The organism is Chitinophaga horti (assembly GCF_022867795.2).
In the GTDB taxonomy this organism is placed as follows: Bacteria; Bacteroidota; Bacteroidia; order Chitinophagales; family Chitinophagaceae; genus Chitinophaga; species Chitinophaga horti.
This window is the reverse complement of the sequence record NZ_CP107006.1, coordinates 1,951,196-1,967,649: the sequence shown is the minus strand read 5'-3', so window position 1 is coordinate 1,967,649 and position 16,454 is coordinate 1,951,196. Positions and strand designations below refer to the sequence as shown.

Sequence of the window (16,454 nt, the reverse complement as noted above, 5' to 3'; positions counted from 1 at the left end):
ATGTTGATTCGGTCTTAAAAGTTAGAAAAGGATGGAGTAGCTCAGTTTGCCGCGTACCGGAACGATCAGTTCCTTTACGCCTGCGGATTCGCGTACCAGTGGTTTAGCGCCGCCTGCGTCCTGCACCTGCAGGAAGTAAGCTTTACCGTCCACCAGGTAGAGGTCCTTTCCTATGGATTCAATTTGTGCGCCTTCTGCCAGTTTAGCGTACAGGTCGGATGGAGCGTTTGTTACGCTGATTTCGCGTACGATGCCATGGCCATCTTCCGATACACGCACCTGGTCATTTACCGAAGCGCCATATACCTGGTATTTGAACGTAGGCCTGTCCTGCTCGTCGAGTACATAACCTTTAGGGCGATAGCCGCTGCCGGTGGAGTCGGCGGTCCAGGCAGCCTGTTCACCTGCCAGTTTACCCAGCTGGAAGAACGGTTTACCTAAACGCTGCAGTGCCCCCATCGGGCGGGAAGTACCGTTACCGCGTTCGTGCCACATCGGCGTAGTTTCGAGGAACTCGCCTCTCCACACCTGCACCAGCATACCGTGATCGAGGTCGTACGTGTAGTTTACCTTCAGCGGGCTGCCTACAGAAACGGCGTGGGTGATCTTTTGCGAACCCGGTACGTCGATGAAGCTTCTCAGGATCGTGTTGGTATTGGCAGATAAGATTATCGGATCGGTATCGTCCGGCGTAATCACATCACCGATGTAGAACGAGCGTACACCCGGACCAGCGATGTTCAGCCCCAGTGTCGGGTTACCCCAGTCACCGGTGCGGGAGTAGATAATTTCCACCGGAACGTTGCCTGCAGGCAATGTAACCCTGTTACGCACCGGTTTACCATCAACGATGATGAAACCGTTACCACCCTGCACCGCCATTTCCAGCTGGTATTCACCGGCTTCTTTCACGTTGAGTGTGCCTTTGTAAACGAGGGTGTATTCCTGGGAAAGATGAGAAGCATTGGCGGTGAGCAGGTTAGATGTACCTGTTGCTTCCGCTTTTGCTTTGCTGTAGTCCGTGTCGCGGCTGTAACGGCCTTTGTAAGCCTTGTATTGCAGGGCCGACAGTTCCGGACGGGCTTTATCGTATTGTTTGATAATAATGTTCCTGAACGCAACGGCACCATGGTCGCCCTGGATGCGGAGCGGGCCGGCAGCTACTTCGTTACCGCCAACAGCGCCACGGGTGGGGCCAGACAGTTCGATGTTTTCGTGGATCAGCACACCGTTCAGCTCTACGCGGAGCATTTTGGCGTTGCTTATTTTTTTACCGGAAGCGTCGAAACGCGGCGCCTGGAAAGACACTCTCAGTTTCTGCCACAGGCCGGGCGCCTTGCTGGCGTTCTGGCGGGGAGCGTAGCCCTGGTAACCTTTCTGACCTTCTGGTTTGCTATCGTCCCAACGTTCGTAGATACCGCCGTTGTCGCCGGGTTTGGGAGCCACTGTACCCCAGCTGTCGAGCAGCTGCAGTTCGTAACGGCCCTGGAGGTAAATACCGGAGTTGGCACCTGCCGCCATCATATACTCCAGTTCCAGGTCGATGTCGCCATGTTCCAGGTTGAAGAACAAGTCTTCACCATGTGCCTTTTTTGTAGGCTGATTAACGAGGATACCGGTTCCGCCGGTGGTTTTGAAGCTGTTCTCTTTTCCCTGCTCTGTATTCACATCGCCCACAATCTGCCAGCTTTTACCGGCATTTTTGAAAGAGGAAAAATCCTGCAGCGGCAACTGGCTTTGCGCACTGGCCTGCGAAAAAGCGAAGCCTGCGCCGCATGCACATAAAAAGCCGATCCGGAGCGATCGGCCAATAAAATTGTTTTTCGATCTTAGTACCATAGACGGCAAAATAAATATACTCTTCCTGTAACAAGAATTAATCCTGATGAGTGGTCGTATTTTTATATCGGCAACTAAACACTTAATCCGCTGCTAAACCGATTTTCTACTGGTGATCCCGGAAAATATAGTGGTGGCGTGGGGCTAAACGGTATGCGACACTTTAGCAAGTGTCTGTTACAAATTTTGCTCAGAAAATAGGATTATTTGACGAGCGGCTGGATGGAGTGGCTTATGGGGGGACTAAATCACGCTCTCGCCATCATTCGTCATGGCGAACGCAGTGAAGCCACCCTCGTGTGTTAGATCTACGGTAGGCATTCGTGGAGACCGGAGCGGTAACGACGATTAGGACGATCGAGCCGCGAGTCGTCACCCCTTGTTCGAAACGCGAAGACTGAAGCGGATATTTGCTTCCCTGCGGTTATAATGACGACGAGCGAATGTCTTCAAACCTCGTGCGCTGCCTTCGCGAAACCACCTAAAACTTCGGCACTTCACCCGGCAACAACGCCTTGCCCCGCTGCTTCAACGCAATTTCGAACGCTTCGTCCGACAGGGGTCTGAATCCTTTCGGCTTCTTACTGGCCGGGCCTTTGTAGATGCCGACGAACGGTTTGGAATACCGCTTATACGTAGCAGGATCCGTCATTTTGAAGAACTGGATGTACCATCCCTGCACGATCTCGTTGTCGGGCTCGGGCTTCGTTTTCAGGCGGTTAGCGAGAATAGCGTTCAGGGAGATCTGTTCCAGCTGTTCCGGGGAAAAGAAGTACACGCGGCGACCTTTCACGCTCCCACCCTTTCCGCTGAATACACCGGCGTGGTGCCATTCTTTGGAAAAGACGGTCAGCTCGGCGGCGGCGATCTTTGTACCGAAACGTTTTGTCAGCAACGCGGCGGCTTCTCCGGCCTTCAGGAGGCCGCGGGCTTCTGCATGCTGGTAGTTGTCGGATTTACCTTCCTGCGCGTACCTATTGATCCTCATAATTTTAACAAACCAAATTTATACAACGTGCTCACCGGCTTATTGTCCCAAAACAATTCAAAGTCGTCGAAACCGGCGGCGGCGTAACTGTCTTTTACTTCCTGCAGGGTGTAGGTTTTGGGGTTATTGACAGATAACTTCTCCAGCATTTCCGCCAGCCATATGCCCTGCGGCTGGCTCACGCTGATGTTGGCTTTCTCTTTACGGTCCTGGAAGGTGAGTGAGGTCATTTCCCAGCTCTGGCCCTTCTTTGATTTCGTAAAGTGTTCTACGCCCGGCTTCTTGCCCAGCCAAACCACTTTGGTAGTAGGTTTCGGAGCTACGTAAATGTCCTCTACCAGGCTCTTTTCGATGTAGTCCGTTGCTACTTTGGTTTTGGGTACTTTAAACTCAAACCACTTCTGCAAGGGATCGTCGAGGCAGAGGCCGTGCATGTAGTTGAACAGCGACTTCTTCAAACCGAAACCAAATGCTTCATGATCTGCGCCGGTTTCATCGACGTGTACGATATCGTTGTTAGCGAAAGCGCCTATCAGTTCCGTTTCCTTTTTCACCTTATACCTGGCTGGATCCATGCCCACCGGGCTGTGTGCCGTCATCGTAAACAAATGCCAGAAGGCAGATTGCAGGATGCCCGTTTTGAACATCTGCCTCACCATCTCCATCGAGTCGATCGTTTCCTGCTCGGTTTGCGTCGGAAAGCCGTACATCAGGTAGGCGTGCACCATAATGCCAGCCTCAGTAAAGTTACGGTTCACCTGCGCGACCTGCGCAACAGTGATCCCTTTCTGGATCAGTTCCAGCAGGCGGTCGGAGGCTACTTCGAGTCCACCGGAAACGGCGATGCAGCCCGATTTTTTCAGCAACAGGCAAAGGTCGCGGGTAAAGCTTTTTTCAAAGCGCACGTTCGTCCACCAGCTGACATTTAGTTTCCTGCGGATGATTTCCAATGCCAGGGCGCGCATCAGTGCAGGCGGGGCGGCTTCATCCACGAAGTGAAAACCATTTTGCCCGGTTTGGGCGATAATTTCCTCCATGCGGTCGCATAACAACGAAGCCGCAATGGGTTCATATACGCGGATGTAATCGAGAGAGATATCGCAGAAAGTACATTTGCCCCAATAGCAGCCGTGCGCCATGGTCAGCTTGTTCCAGCGGCCATCACTCCACATGCGGTGCATGGGGTTTACGACTTCTATCGCAGATATGTATTGATCCAGTAACAAGTCGCGGTAATCGGGCGTACCGACCTGGCCTTGTTTGTAATCGGCGCAGGAAGCATTGTTGAAGTACGTGACTTCGCCATTGACCAGCGCGAACGTGCGTTTCAGCAACTCCTGCCCTGCTCCGCCCTGTACGTGTTTCAACAGGTTTTCGATCGGCGCTTCGCCATCGTCGAGCGTGATGAAATCATAAAACTCGAACACACGGGCGTCGGAAAGCGAACGCAGTTCCGTGTTCGCGAAACCGCCGCCCATCACTACCCTGGTTTGCGGGAAGTGACGTTTGATCCATTGTCCGCAACGCAGCGAGGCATATAAATTACCCGGGAACGGAACGGAAATAGCCACCAGTTGCGGCTGCACCCGTTGCATCTTTTCTTCCAGCAATTGCATCATCAGCTCGTCTACAAACGTGTATTCCTTTTGCAGCGCTGCGTACAATTCATCGAAACTATTGGCAGAACGCGCGAGACGTTCGGCATAGCGGCTGAAACCAAAATGCTCGTCCACACATTCCATGATCAGGTCGGACAAATCCTCGAGGTACATCGTAGCCAGGTGTTTACCCTTATCCTGCGTGCCCATCGAGCCGAAAGCCCAGTCAAGATCTTCTAACTGCGCAAAGCGGGACGCTTCCGGGAGGAAGTCACGTTTACAGATGCGGTGTGCCAGCGTGGGATTTTTACCCTGCAGGAACAGGATCACATCGTCGATCGTATGAATATAATCATCCTGCAAGGCCAGGATGCGGGCGGCATTATCAGTGATACCTTCGCGTGGTTGAATGCGTGCGAACAGCGCCTCCAGTCCCTTGCGGGAAAAAAGCGCAAGCGTTACCTCTATACCGAGGTCCGCCTGAAAGGAGGAAACATTTTTAGTATTCAGGAAGCCTTTCAGGTAAGCTGTTGCCGGGTAAGGCGTATTCAGCTGCGTAAAAGGCGGTGTGATCAGGAAAACGGACGCACTCAAAATCGTTCAGGTTTATCTGCAAAATTAACGCTTAATCCTGTAAAGCCCTATTTCCCCTCAAAAACTGGCATTTCGGCCAAATATTATTTGCATTTGTTATTTCTTTCTCTATCTTTATTTGCGTTAACACCCGATACATCTGCCTCCAAATTTTGCCTGAAATTTATTGATAGGACCCTGAGTAAGCGCATCATCGTATTTGTCGTCATTGTTCCCTGTTGTGCCCGTTACCCCAAAGCTAACGCCCGCGACAGCTATATAATTCATCAATCCATGCTTTACCATTTAAACCCAAATTGCAAATGAAACAAACATTTCTCAGGATGTTCGCTGCTGCCGTATGTTTGGCAGCCATCAGTTCCTGCGGCAAAGAGCCGAACCCCTTCCACAAAAGCAAACAGATCGACAAGATCTGGGGCAATTTTACGGGTGTAGGGTATGACACCCTTGTGTACCATTATGACCATCGCGGTCTGCCGGTAGATGTAACCCGTAACCTCAATTATTACGAACAAACCCAGGTACACCTCAAGTACGACCACTTTGGCCGCCTTACCGATGCCGTGTATTACTGGAAAGGCGAAAACTGGTTCAACACCTGGCACCGTTACAGTTACAAAGGCTTCCAGCAACTACCGAGTACCGACACCGTGTACAGTCTCGGTTTCATTGGCCCCGACTGGACGCCACAGGTACCAGAGGGCCAGGACTCGTTGTTCCTCAACATTGTATGGAACATGCAGTATGACTTTAAAGGCCGTATTACGCGCCTGGAGGAAGTGTACCACGACAGCCGCCTGTACGAATTCAAGTACAACCAGGCGGGCAACCTGTACAAGTTGATCCATACAGACAGGCCTCACGGTCCGGTGGAGTACAACTACACCTACGGCTCCGCCAAAAGCCTGTTCAGCACCCATCCTGTATGGCAGCTGTTATCCATGGACTTCAGTGTGAACAGCAGGCAGCCGGTAGTGACCGTAAACCAGGCAGGCTACCCGACGAAATTTACCAAGGCGAACGATCCTTATACGTTTGGACTCTTCTTCGACTTCAATGATTACAGTGGCGAGATGAATATTACTTATAAAAAAGTGCACTAAACATCCGGGAGGCCTTCACGGGCCTCCCTTAAATATCCCTGAAAAGCCCATCCAAGTCAGGCATCACCACTATCGCGCAGCCATCATCCAACAGCAGGAAACATTTTAGTAAGATAAACGTAACCTTGGCTTAACAGGGGATTTCCGAAAGCGTTCTATCATTGCATCCGAATTAGCTATTCAGCAACAATCAAATGTAATTACGCAACAAATCACTGCCATCTTCTGCCCGTGCCTTTCCGGAACAGTACTGTAAGTATCGCAGAAGAACCTGACATCGAATCAACACTGCTCAACCATTTCGTAAAGTCCTTTTAGGGCCACGAATTATCATTCTTTTCTTAACAATAGTAGCTTGCCAATGAACAGACAGTTTCTCGTAATGGTAGCAGCGTGGCTTTCTGCCACCGGACCAGCGATGGCCAATGCGCCAGTTTCCCGAATGTACGCACAGGCCGCCCAACAGGTGCCTGTAAAAGGCGTCGTGGTAGCCGCCGACGGTACACCAATTCCCGGGGCAACGGTTAAATCCCTTTCCACGAAAAAAGGCGCCACCACCAACGAACGTGGCGAATTCACCATCGACGCGGCCGCAGGTGAAAAACTCGTGATCACATTCATGGGATATACGCAGCTCGAAGTAGCCGCCACCACCACGCCCATGCGTTTAACGCTCACCGAAAGCAGCAGCCAGCTGGGTGAGATCGTGGTAGTAGGTTATGGTAACCAGACCAAAGCCGACGTAACGGGCGCTTTAACACAACTGAAAGCAGATAACATAAAACAGGGCGTAAACATCTCCGTAGACAATATGCTGCAGGGTAAAGTATCCGGCGTACGTATTGCACAATCGAGCGGCGAGCCTGGAGCAGGTGTAGACGTATTTATCCGCGGCGTAGGCTCTATCCGTAGCGGTAGCACGCCTTTGTTCGTGGTAGACGGTGTTCCGCTGAGCAACGATAACGTAAGCGCAGGCAGCCCGAACGTAGGTTTGGGTACTTCCGAGCCTAAAAACCCGTTGAACTTTCTGAACACCAGCGATATTGAAACCATCACCATCCTGAAAGACGCTTCTGCCGCTGCTATTTACGGCGCAAGAGGCTCCAACGGTGTGGTGCTCATCACCACCAAACGCGGTAGCAAAGGTGCTGCCACGCTTACATACGACACCTATGTAGGTACGTCTAAAGTGATTAAAAAGCTGGACGTGATGAATGCCGACGAATACCGTAAAGCGGTGGCCAACCCGGCTTTCGATCATGGTGGCAACACCGACTGGCAGGATGTGATTTTCCGCAATGCGTTCGTGCAGAACCACAACGTTTCATTTGCTAAAAACACCCCTTCCGGCAGCTACATAGCCTCCCTCTCCCACATGGACCAGGAAGGTATTGTGCTGAACAGCAGCTTTAAAAGGACGACTGCCAGGTTGAATGCAGAGGAGTCTTTCTTCGATAACAAACGCCTCGTGGTGAAGATGAACCTGACCGCGAGCGACATCAACGAAACCGGCATCCCGAACGGTAACACTGCCGGTTCCGACGGACAGGTACTCATTCACGCGCTGATGTCGAACCCGACGTGGAATGTTCGCGCCGCAGACAGCAGCTTCACTAACTTCAATAAGAACCAGCTGTACAACCCTGCTTACCTGCTGAGCATCTACGACGATAAAACCAATACCTTCCGCGCATTGGGTAACGTAGAAGCCGCCCTGCGCATCGTGAACGGTTTGAACTACCGCGTGAACTTCGGTATCGACAAATCCAACTCCGAGCGTAACACCACCATGTACCCGAATGTAACGGATCGTACACCGCTGGGCGCTTACTCACAGAATAACTTGTCTTCCCTCACCACTTTGCTGGAACACTACCTCACCTACAACCTCACCGTGCAGAAGCACCGTGTGGAAGCACTGGCAGGTTTCTCTTACCAACAATTTAAATATTCCGGCACCACTTACGGTCTGCAAGGCATTACCAAACAAGGCCAGGGCGTAGCGCCGGAGTACAATCCCGGCTACTCCGGCACGCCTGTCGCACCACAGGGCTTTGCGCAGGAAAATGAGCTGCAATCATTCTTTGGCCGCGTAAACTACAACTACGACGACCGCTACATGGTAACCGCCTCTTTACGTGCAGACGGATCTACCCGTTTCGGCGAAAACAATAAATACGGTTACTTCCCATCAGCTGCAATCGGCTGGACGCTCTCCCGTGAGAATTTCCTGAAAGACGTGACTGAGATCTCCGACCTGAAACTGCGCGCCAGCTGGGGTCAGACCGGTAACCAGGAAGTACCGAACAAGATCACGCAGCCTAGTTATTCCCTCGCTTCTTCTGCCGGTTACTACCTGTACGACAACGGCACGCTTATCAATGGCGTACTGGTAAACCGTACTGCTAACCCCAACCTGAAGTGGGAACTGGTAGAACAGTTTAATATCGGCGCCGACTTCGACCTGTTCAAAGGCAAATTATACGGTTCATTGGAGTACTTCAACAAGACGACGAAAGACCCGATCCTGAACATTCCTTCCGGTCCGCTGAGCCCTACCACTACCATCTGGAAGAACGTAGATGCAACGCTGGTGAACAAAGGTTTTGAATTCATGCTTGGTTCTAACCTGGTACGTACCAAAGACTTCTCCTGGACCATGGACGTAAACGGCGCCACCCTGTCGAACGTGATCAAAGACCTGCCAGTATCTGAACTGTATTCCGGCAGCATTTCCGGCCCCGGCCTTTCCGGTGTGAACGCCAACATTTACAAAAACGGTTACGAAGCGGGTTCCTTCTTTATGCTGAAGCACCTGGGTTATGACAAAGACGGTAAAGACATTTTTGAAGATAAAACCGGTGATGGCGTGATCAACACGGCTGACAGGCAGATCTTCGAAGGTGCGATCCCGAACTTCAATTTTGGGTTGAACAGCCAGATGCGTTATAAACACTTCGACTTCTCCTTCGCGATCATTGGCCAGATGGGCGGTTACCTGTTTAACAACACCGCGCTGGACCTCAGCATAAACGGCATTGAATCGGACCGTAACGTATTGAAGAAATACTACGACGCCAAAGCATGGTCGGGTAACCAGGTAGTAGTGTCTACCCTGTTCCTCGAGAAATCGGACATGGTACGCCTGAACAACCTGCGCCTGGGTTATACCCTGCCACTGGAGAAAGTATCCTGGCTGCGCTCCTGCAACCTTTATGTAGCCGCACAGAACCTGGTGACCATCTCCGACTACTCCGGTTATGATCCGATGGTGAACACCACTAAGACCGTAGACGGTAACCAGTCACTGGGTATCGATTACGCTACCTATCCTGCAGCAAAAACATTCCAGTTAGGCGCAACCATTAAATTCTAAGACTTATGATGAAGAAATTCTTACCGATCAATAAACTCACCTGCCTCCTGCTCGCAGCCAGCCTGGCGGGATGTACCGACCTGAAAGAAGAAGTAATAGACGAAGTACTGGGTTCCAACAACTCTAACCCGGAGAACGTATTGTCTGCCGCCTACGGCCAGATGGGCGATGCTACCTTCGTGGACCATGGTAACGTGTTTGCCTTACAGGAATACTCTACCGACGAAGCCCTGCTGCCACAACGTGGCAGCGACTGGGGCGACGGTGGCGTTTGGCGTGCGATCCATGAGTTTACCTGGGGTGCCGACAACTCTGTACTCACCAACACCTGGAACAACCTGAACAAAGGTATTACCAAGTCGCTGACCGCCATCACCGCGATCAACAATGCGTCCAACTTCCCGAACAAGGCAATGTTCATGGCCGAAGCGAAAGGCATGCTGGCCCTTTATACTTATCACACACTCGACCTTTACGGCCAGGCTCCTTACGTAGACCCGCTGCAGATCAATCCTCCAGTGCAGGTAAGAAAGGCTGACGTAGCGATCGATGAGCTGATCAAAGAAGTGGAAGCCCTGATCCCCGATCTGGCTAACCTGAAAGAGCAGAACACCCACAACGGCCGTTTCACCAAACAGGCGGCGTATGGCCTGCTGGCAGACATGTACCTGAACCGTGCCGTGCTGAAAGACCGTTACGCAGCTACCTTTAAATTCACTGAACCTGCGGTAGACAACAACGGCACTGATATGGACAAAGTGATCTACTACACCAGCCTGCTGATCAACGATGCCCGTTTCAAACTCGAAAGCAATTACTTCCGCAACTTCGATATCGACAATGGTGGCCGTCCGGAATTGATCTTTGTCGTACAGCAATCTATCAACACCCTGCGCAGCAGCGACAACGACTTTGCGTATATGTCGATGGAGCGTAACCAGAAGCCTTCGTCCAACAACAGGGGCACCAATGCATCTTGCATTACCCCTGAGTTCTACAACACCTGGAATGGCAACTTCGACGATCCGCGTTTCTCCCGCAAGTACCAGTATGCTGACCTTACCTGGTTCAAGAACGACGGTACCGACATCAGCGTGCCGGCTACGAGCATTGTTCCGAACAGCGCGCAGCTGCCCTGGTTCCACTTTAACCGTGGTTTACAGGTTGGCCAGCAATATGGCCCTATCCTGTTACCGAACGGCACCCTGGAGCGCACAGCAGACGGCCGTATCAAAGTATCTAAACTGTTCTGCGAGAAAACACCAGCACAGGCCATGGACTTTACGCCTGAGCTGAACTTCGACAACCCTACACAGGCCATCCTTACCCAGCAACAGGTAAACCGGGGTGTGCGCGTGTTTAAATGGGAATTTGACCCGGAGAGAGATAACAGCTCCAGCAACGTAGACGTGCCCTTGTATCGTTTAGGTGGCATCTACTGTATGCGTGCAGAAGCCAACTTCCGTAAAGGTCTCACCGGCCCTGCGATGGATGACATCAACATGCTGCGTACCTCCAGGACCCGCGAGGCTTACTACGGCAGCACCCCGGGCGTAGCGTTGACCAGCATTACCGAGCAGGTATTGTACAACGAGATTGGCTATGAAATGTATTGGGAAATGAATCGCCGTAAACAGATGATCCGTTTCGGCAAGTTCGAAGCTGGTTGCGCCGGCAAAGCGCCATCAGAGCCATACCGCAGGGTGTTCCCCATCCCGCAGTCGGCGATGGATGCTTCCGATGTGTTTACACAGAACTTTAAATACCCGCAATAGTATTTTGATCTGATAAAGAAAAAAGCAGTTTTGACATTGCGTTCAAAACTGCTTTTTTCATTTTAGTCCTTGTGTTTGCTGAGCCACTCCAGCCGACGCTGGTCGGGCAGATGTTTTACACTGAACTGCTCGAACTTAGCGTTAAAGCCGTTACCGTCGGGACAGGCGGCCATGAGGCCCACCATTACCGGCGTATTATCTTTGAGGTGCGCGTTACGCATCATTACATACGTTTTGTCGTCGAACGAGTAGAATACCTCTACCGCATCCAGCCTGCGTACCGCCTTGATCCATACGAAAGGCGGCGTTTTATCGAGCGTAATTACACTCCAATCACTGGTGTGATGCGTTACCACTGTGCTGAGGTTATATTTTCCATCCACGAACTCGATGCCCGCTTTAATATAGTTTTCCTGGTCGATACGCAGCATCAGCCCCATCTGATCGAAACGTGCTTTGTATTCGCCTGTAATCTTCACCTTCGCTTCAAATTCGCCGCCATAAGTCGTATACATAAACGGGGCGTCATCCACCGTAAAGCCATAGTGAGAAATACGCCAGTAGTCACTTTGCGGGGTTACGAACATGCTGAGCGATTTGTCTTTGATCTCCCATTTAGCCGGTTCATTAAACCATTGCATCTTGTCTAAAGTCTGCGCCGATACGGCCTGGGCTAGCGACAGGCAGAGGAAGCCTGCGAATAATTTTTTCATGCTGATGAATTTGTTTTACTCAGCGACGAATGTATTTAAAATCTCTTCAATCGGAGATAAAATTATACCTGTGGAAAGTTGATCCTTATGCAGGTGCCTTCTTTTACCTTTTCAAGCTGGATGGTGGCGCCGATAGCGTGTGCGAGGTCTTTTACGATCGATAAACCTAGTCCGGACTTCACGCTGGTGGCTGATGTACCGCGTAAGGCATCGTCTTGGAACAGCTTCGCGTCAAGGCCGGGGCCATTATCTTCAATCGTGAGATATGGCCGCCTGTTTTCTACGCCGGCCGTCCACTCGATTTGCGTGGAAGCTTTGATGGCGTTGCTCGTGAGGTTGTAAGCGATCGTGCGGATACAGTTTTCGTCCGTCACGAACGTGGCATTGCCGGCAAAGCGGATGTCAGCCTGTTTGTCGAACTGTTTACGGAGAAAGTCGAATAACTCATGTGCGTACACGCTGGTGAGTTGCGGGCGGAGTGCATCCATCTGGCTTTTGCTCCAGAGCAGGATCGTTTCCATATTTTCGAGCAGTGCGTTCGCAGATTCGGCCAGTTCCTGTTCATGCTTAGATACCTGCTCCGGCGACAACAGCGCGCCTTCATTTTTACGCAGGTGCAGGAAGTTGATCACCAACTTCGCCGTAAGCCAGTTATACACCGTTACTTTCAGCGGCAGTCGAATGATCTGGACAGGCACCGAAGGCCAGGGCGTGATCACCTACGAAAAGCTCCGTTAGTCGTAGCTGTTGGCGCGATCAGAATCACTAGCTTTGCCTTCTATGATAACGATTAAAGACATTGCTCCCGTGGCGGTAATACCCGGCTTTACCGCCCGCTTCGTACATACGGATACCGTTACCCTCGCATACTGGGATATATTGCCGGGCTCCCGGCTGCCCGTCCACAAACACCTGCATGAACAGATTACCCAGGTAGAAGAAGGTTCATTTGAACTTACTGTTGACGCCGTGACCCAGGTGTACACCAAGGGCATGGTCGTAGTGATCCCTTCGATGGTGGAACATGGCGGCGTTGCGCTGACGGCTTGCAAGCTGTTTGATATCTTTACCCCGGTACGGGAGGACTATAAAGCCTTGCAGGAAGCAGGTTTGGCGGTGAAGTAAAAAAAATATTGCAAATTAAATATCTATTCCATACATTTGCATCCCACAATGCGAAAGGCATTGCCCAGATGGCGGAATTGGTAGACGCGCTAGACTCAAAATCTTGTTTCGGAAACGGAGTGCAGGTTCGATTCCTGTTCTGGGCACAAAAAACTAAAAAGGCTTTAAGTCATTGGACTTGAAGCCTTTTTAGTTTGAATCACTTTTTCTTTTTTGAATACCCAATATTCAAATCGCTCTGGAGGAATAGTCGATTCCAGGCGTGGGTCCTGAGGAATACATTTAGGAGGTGTTGCAACGAAGTGTACAACGTACGAAGAGTAGGCGATGCCGAAAAAATACACCGTCTTAAGGATAATTTTATCTTAAAATTGACGGCGTGAGGGTCTTTCCATCATAACTATAACGGTCAACTCCAATCCAAATACTTCCATCATTAGCCCTTAACATCCCAAAAGGCAGATTTCTACGCCCTTCATATTTTGTCTTTATTACTGTTACATGTGGCTTTTTATCAGATAATGACTGTTCATCATAAAGGAAAATGGGACCACCTATACTAGTCAGGACATTTCCCTTTTTATCTTGGATTATAACACCAGCACCCATCTGATCAATTTGGGTAAAGGCACTGCCGTCATAACGCCCAAGACCATCGGCGCCGAACCAGATATTGTCTTTTTTGTCTTTTATCATAGCCCATACGTTCCTGAAAGTTTTGCCGTCCTTATCGGTAAGAGTGGTAAATGTTTTTCCATCATAAATGGTGATATCCCCCCGTGTGCCAAACCAAATTTTCCCTGTTTCGTCTTGAACGATAGCATGAACATCATTATTGGTCAGGCCATCCCGGGTTGTAAAATTTCGAAACGATTTCCCATCATAACGGCTCACTCCACCTCCAGTGCCAAGCCAAATAATGCCAGCTTTATCTTCATAAATAGGCATAACCGACTTATGTGAAACCCAGTTAATTTATATATTTTTTTCTGGCTACATTTTTCAAGTCTGGAAGGATGATAATATATTGATTATCTCTACAAACTGGTTCGAAAACATTCCGCTGCCGGGCACTTTAACTGGAAGCCCGTCGCCAGTTCCAGGATCGTAAACGGCATGTTTATCCACCGGGGCTGCCGAGGGTACCGGCCGATGGAGAATGGGTGATGGACACCCGCAACATCCATGTGGAAGACTATTCCCGCCTGCTGCGCGCTTCTAACCACCGCCCCAACTTATCAATATCCACCACTATAAAACTCTTCGCCTCCCTTCCCGCCAACATCACCCAGTGATCAACAACAGCAATCCCATACACCCGCTTCAACAAAGGATGCTGAAGAAACGTCTCAATTTTCATTCTCCCTCCGTCATCAGTATGAATAACCGCCACGGAGTTATTCACCGAATTCAACACAAACCCCCTATCCTTATAAAACGCAATACGCCCCGGCCCGCGCATGTCGGTATCACTAAGCATCTGTACCACTTTCGGATGCAATGGGTCCTGTATACTAAAGCTCCATACGGTTTCGGCATTATATGCTGTTACATACAGGTACTCCCCTCGTTTCGCCAAAGCGCAGGTGCCTTTTAATTTTACGGGGTCGTATATTCTATCGGTAATGACGGGATTTTTCTTATCGCGGATGTCCACAGTGATCAGGGATGAACCGGGGCCATAACCGGCGAGGTATAGGGTATTTTGATGCACTAAGGCAGCGAAAGCACCGTCGCCGGTATGAAAACTACTGACGATAACGGGTGCTGCGGGGCGTTTTACGTCCAGGATGTATACTTTGCTTTCGGAGCTGTGGGTGACGTAGGCATAGCCGTCCTGTACTACGATTTTACGCAGCCGGGTATAGTTAGACCGGTACATCTGGAGGTAAGACCCCTCGCCTCCCACTTTTATGGCTGCGACTTTTTTAGGTTTACGGGGATCGCTGATCCGGTAAACGGACACCATTGCGTTGGTCATAGAAAGTACGAAAAGGTGGTCGTTTTCAATGGCGACGCTAAATGCATCCAGGATATCCGGGTCTTTTAGATTAAATGCTAACAAGGGCTTTACGGGGTTCCTTACATCAATGATGGCGACATTATTACCATCACGGCAAGGGATGTACGCAAAGTTCCGATGCACCAAAATGTCTTCCGGTTCGTTCAGGGCTTCTACGTCTACCAGCTGTCCTGCAATCGCTTCCTGCGGGATATCCGTGCGTTTTGAAGGGGCAATGTGTGTCTGGTTGTTATTCCATTGGTCCAGGTCCCGGGCTAGGCTGCTTTTGTGAAAGGCGGTTCGTAGCATAAAGCCTTTGTGGGTGCCGGATAAGGTAATAATGGAATCGGCGGTTTCGAGCCGCACGCCATGGTCGAGCCAATCGTTTTCAACGGTGGGTATTTTTCCCAGGGAGCGCCAGGTTTTGCCATAGTCGGTGGTGAGGTAGACTTCCTTTTTTTCGGTGTAGGTACTGTAATAGGCGGCTCCGTAGCCGATGTTCACGAAGTCATCTGCGGAACCTGTTAAATGAGCCACGGAATCCCATTCATAGCCCAGGTTACGGCTACGAAAGATCTTGCCGGACTGGTCGGCCTGTAACACGACGCTCATGCCCATGTACTCTGTGGCGAACAGGGCGGTATCGGTTAGTTGCTGCATTTTATTCCAGGTAATGCCATCATCAATGCTTTTGTAAACGGCACCTTGCCAGCCGTTCACCACAATACCGTTACCGGTCCTCTCCAAACGGTACAATGAGTTATGAGAAATGGCCCCTATGTCTTGCCAGGTTTTCCCTTTATCGGCGGAGCGATAAATGTGGCCGCCTTCCGAATCTGTATCCGTTACCAGCAGCGTGCCCTGGTGGGTGTACATGATCGCGTAGGATGCTGCATATTGTTGACGGTTACGATTGTGGGGCAATAAGGTCTTCAGGTGTGTCCATGTTTTGCCGCCATCGGTGGTGCCCCATACTTCGGCAGTGCCGGTCAGGATGTAAAATTCATTACGCCGGCCGGTTTCTGCAATACAGGTGATGTCTGCTGTTACCGGTTGGGCCAGGAAACGCCAGCTCAGGCCCTTGTCTTCGCTGATGAATAGTTTTCCTTTATTCGGTCCCCGGGCGGCACATAACACTGCTTCTTTATCGAGTTGACGGATCGCATCTATCCTACCCCCTTCCGCCAGCTGGGTAACTGACCATTTACTGAAATAGGTCCGCAATGAATCTTCACCTGATTGTGCCGTTACGGTGCTAAACGCCGTGAAGGACAACAGTATCAATAACCAACATCTTCTCATCATATATTCTTTTAAAAAGCTCCCGTGAAACAATGATGC

Annotated in this window: 11 protein-coding genes and 1 tRNA gene; 5 read left to right on the top strand and 7 right to left on the bottom strand. The window is 50.6% G+C overall.

Going from position 1 to position 16,454, the window contains the following annotated elements:
* Nucleotides 1-21 precede the first annotated feature (21 nt).
* From MKQ68_RS07925 to MKQ68_RS07915, 3 genes are all read right to left on the bottom strand, one after another.
* Nucleotides 22-1,839, bottom strand: a complete 1,818-nt coding sequence (locus MKQ68_RS07925; RefSeq protein WP_264282825.1) for a 3-keto-disaccharide hydrolase — start codon at nucleotides 1,837-1,839, stop codon at nucleotides 22-24.
* Nucleotides 1,840-2,320: 481 nt separating this feature from the next.
* On the bottom strand, nucleotides 2,321-2,827 hold the full coding sequence (locus tag MKQ68_RS07920) for a hypothetical protein (protein ID WP_264282824.1): 507 nt from the start codon (nucleotides 2,825-2,827) through the stop codon (nucleotides 2,321-2,323).
* Nucleotides 2,824-5,019: a B12-binding domain-containing radical SAM protein gene (locus MKQ68_RS07915; protein ID WP_264282823.1), complete on the bottom strand. Its 2,196-nt coding sequence runs from the start codon at nucleotides 5,017-5,019 to the stop codon at nucleotides 2,824-2,826. The genes MKQ68_RS07920 and MKQ68_RS07915 overlap by 4 nt, the downstream gene beginning before the upstream one ends.
* A gap of 302 nt (nucleotides 5,020-5,321) precedes the next feature.
* Here MKQ68_RS07915 and MKQ68_RS07910 point away from each other — a divergent pair, with 302 nt between their 5' ends.
* From MKQ68_RS07910 to MKQ68_RS07900, 3 genes are all read left to right on the top strand, one after another.
* The gene (locus MKQ68_RS07910; RefSeq protein WP_264282822.1) at nucleotides 5,322-6,122 is read left to right on the top strand and encodes a hypothetical protein; all 801 of its coding nucleotides are present in this window, start codon (nucleotides 5,322-5,324) and stop codon (nucleotides 6,120-6,122) included.
* 361 nt (nucleotides 6,123-6,483) lie between these two features.
* Nucleotides 6,484-9,498: a SusC/RagA family TonB-linked outer membrane protein gene (locus MKQ68_RS07905; RefSeq protein WP_264282821.1), complete on the top strand. Its 3,015-nt coding sequence runs from the start codon at nucleotides 6,484-6,486 to the stop codon at nucleotides 9,496-9,498.
* 5 nt (nucleotides 9,499-9,503) lie between these two features.
* Complete coding sequence (locus MKQ68_RS07900; protein ID WP_264282820.1) at nucleotides 9,504-11,273, top strand: RagB/SusD family nutrient uptake outer membrane protein; 1,770 nt, start codon at nucleotides 9,504-9,506, stop codon at nucleotides 11,271-11,273.
* 62 nt (nucleotides 11,274-11,335) lie between these two features.
* Here the strand turns inward: MKQ68_RS07900 and MKQ68_RS07895 are convergent, their stop codons facing one another.
* Together MKQ68_RS07895 and MKQ68_RS07890 are read right to left on the bottom strand one after the other, a co-directional pair.
* Nucleotides 11,336-11,986, bottom strand: a complete 651-nt coding sequence (locus tag MKQ68_RS07895) for a DUF1349 domain-containing protein (RefSeq protein ID WP_264282819.1) — start codon at nucleotides 11,984-11,986, stop codon at nucleotides 11,336-11,338.
* Nucleotides 11,987-12,048: 62 nt separating this feature from the next.
* Nucleotides 12,049-12,705 (bottom strand): sensor histidine kinase, encoded by a 657-nt coding sequence (locus tag MKQ68_RS07890; RefSeq protein ID WP_244838125.1) that lies wholly within the window; start codon nucleotides 12,703-12,705, stop codon nucleotides 12,049-12,051.
* 61 nt (nucleotides 12,706-12,766) lie between these two features.
* Here MKQ68_RS07890 and MKQ68_RS07885 point away from each other — a divergent pair, with 61 nt between their 5' ends.
* Complete coding sequence (locus tag MKQ68_RS07885; RefSeq protein WP_244838127.1) at nucleotides 12,767-13,111, top strand: cupin domain-containing protein; 345 nt, start codon at nucleotides 12,767-12,769, stop codon at nucleotides 13,109-13,111.
* 62 nt (nucleotides 13,112-13,173) lie between these two features.
* Nucleotides 13,174-13,257, top strand: a tRNA-Leu gene (locus MKQ68_RS07880).
* Nucleotides 13,258-13,471: 214 nt separating this feature from the next.
* Here MKQ68_RS07880 and MKQ68_RS07875 read toward each other — a convergent pair.
* Together MKQ68_RS07875 and MKQ68_RS07870 are read right to left on the bottom strand one after the other, a co-directional pair.
* Nucleotides 13,472-14,059, bottom strand: a complete 588-nt coding sequence (locus tag MKQ68_RS07875) for a ligand-binding sensor domain-containing protein (RefSeq protein ID WP_264282818.1) — start codon at nucleotides 14,057-14,059, stop codon at nucleotides 13,472-13,474.
* A gap of 247 nt (nucleotides 14,060-14,306) precedes the next feature.
* On the bottom strand, nucleotides 14,307-16,415 hold the full coding sequence (locus MKQ68_RS07870; protein ID WP_264282817.1) for a hypothetical protein: 2,109 nt from the start codon (nucleotides 16,413-16,415) through the stop codon (nucleotides 14,307-14,309).
* Nucleotides 16,416-16,454: the final 39 nt, after the last annotated feature.

What these genes read in the sequence shown, in the direction of transcription:
- MKQ68_RS07925 (WP_264282825.1), bottom strand. Translation starts at nt 1,839, where the DNA reads ATGGTACTAAGATCGAAAAACAATTTTATTGGCCGATCGCTCCGGATC.
- MKQ68_RS07920 (WP_264282824.1), bottom strand. Translation starts at nt 2,827, where the DNA reads ATGAGGATCAATAGGTACGCGCAGGAAGGTAAATCCGACAACTACCAG.
- MKQ68_RS07885 (WP_244838127.1), top strand. Translation starts at nt 12,767, where the DNA reads ATGATAACGATTAAAGACATTGCTCCCGTGGCGGTAATACCCGGCTTT.
- MKQ68_RS07870 (WP_264282817.1), bottom strand. Translation starts at nt 16,415, where the DNA reads ATGAGAAGATGTTGGTTATTGATACTGTTGTCCTTCACGGCGTTTAGC.
- MKQ68_RS07910 (WP_264282822.1), top strand. Translation starts at nt 5,322, where the DNA reads ATGAAACAAACATTTCTCAGGATGTTCGCTGCTGCCGTATGTTTGGCA.
- MKQ68_RS07900 (WP_264282820.1), top strand. Translation starts at nt 9,504, where the DNA reads ATGATGAAGAAATTCTTACCGATCAATAAACTCACCTGCCTCCTGCTC.
- MKQ68_RS07875 (WP_264282818.1), bottom strand. Translation starts at nt 14,059, where the DNA reads ATGCCTATTTATGAAGATAAAGCTGGCATTATTTGGCTTGGCACTGGA.
- MKQ68_RS07895 (WP_264282819.1), bottom strand. Translation starts at nt 11,986, where the DNA reads ATGAAAAAATTATTCGCAGGCTTCCTCTGCCTGTCGCTAGCCCAGGCC.
- MKQ68_RS07905 (WP_264282821.1), top strand. Translation starts at nt 6,484, where the DNA reads ATGAACAGACAGTTTCTCGTAATGGTAGCAGCGTGGCTTTCTGCCACC.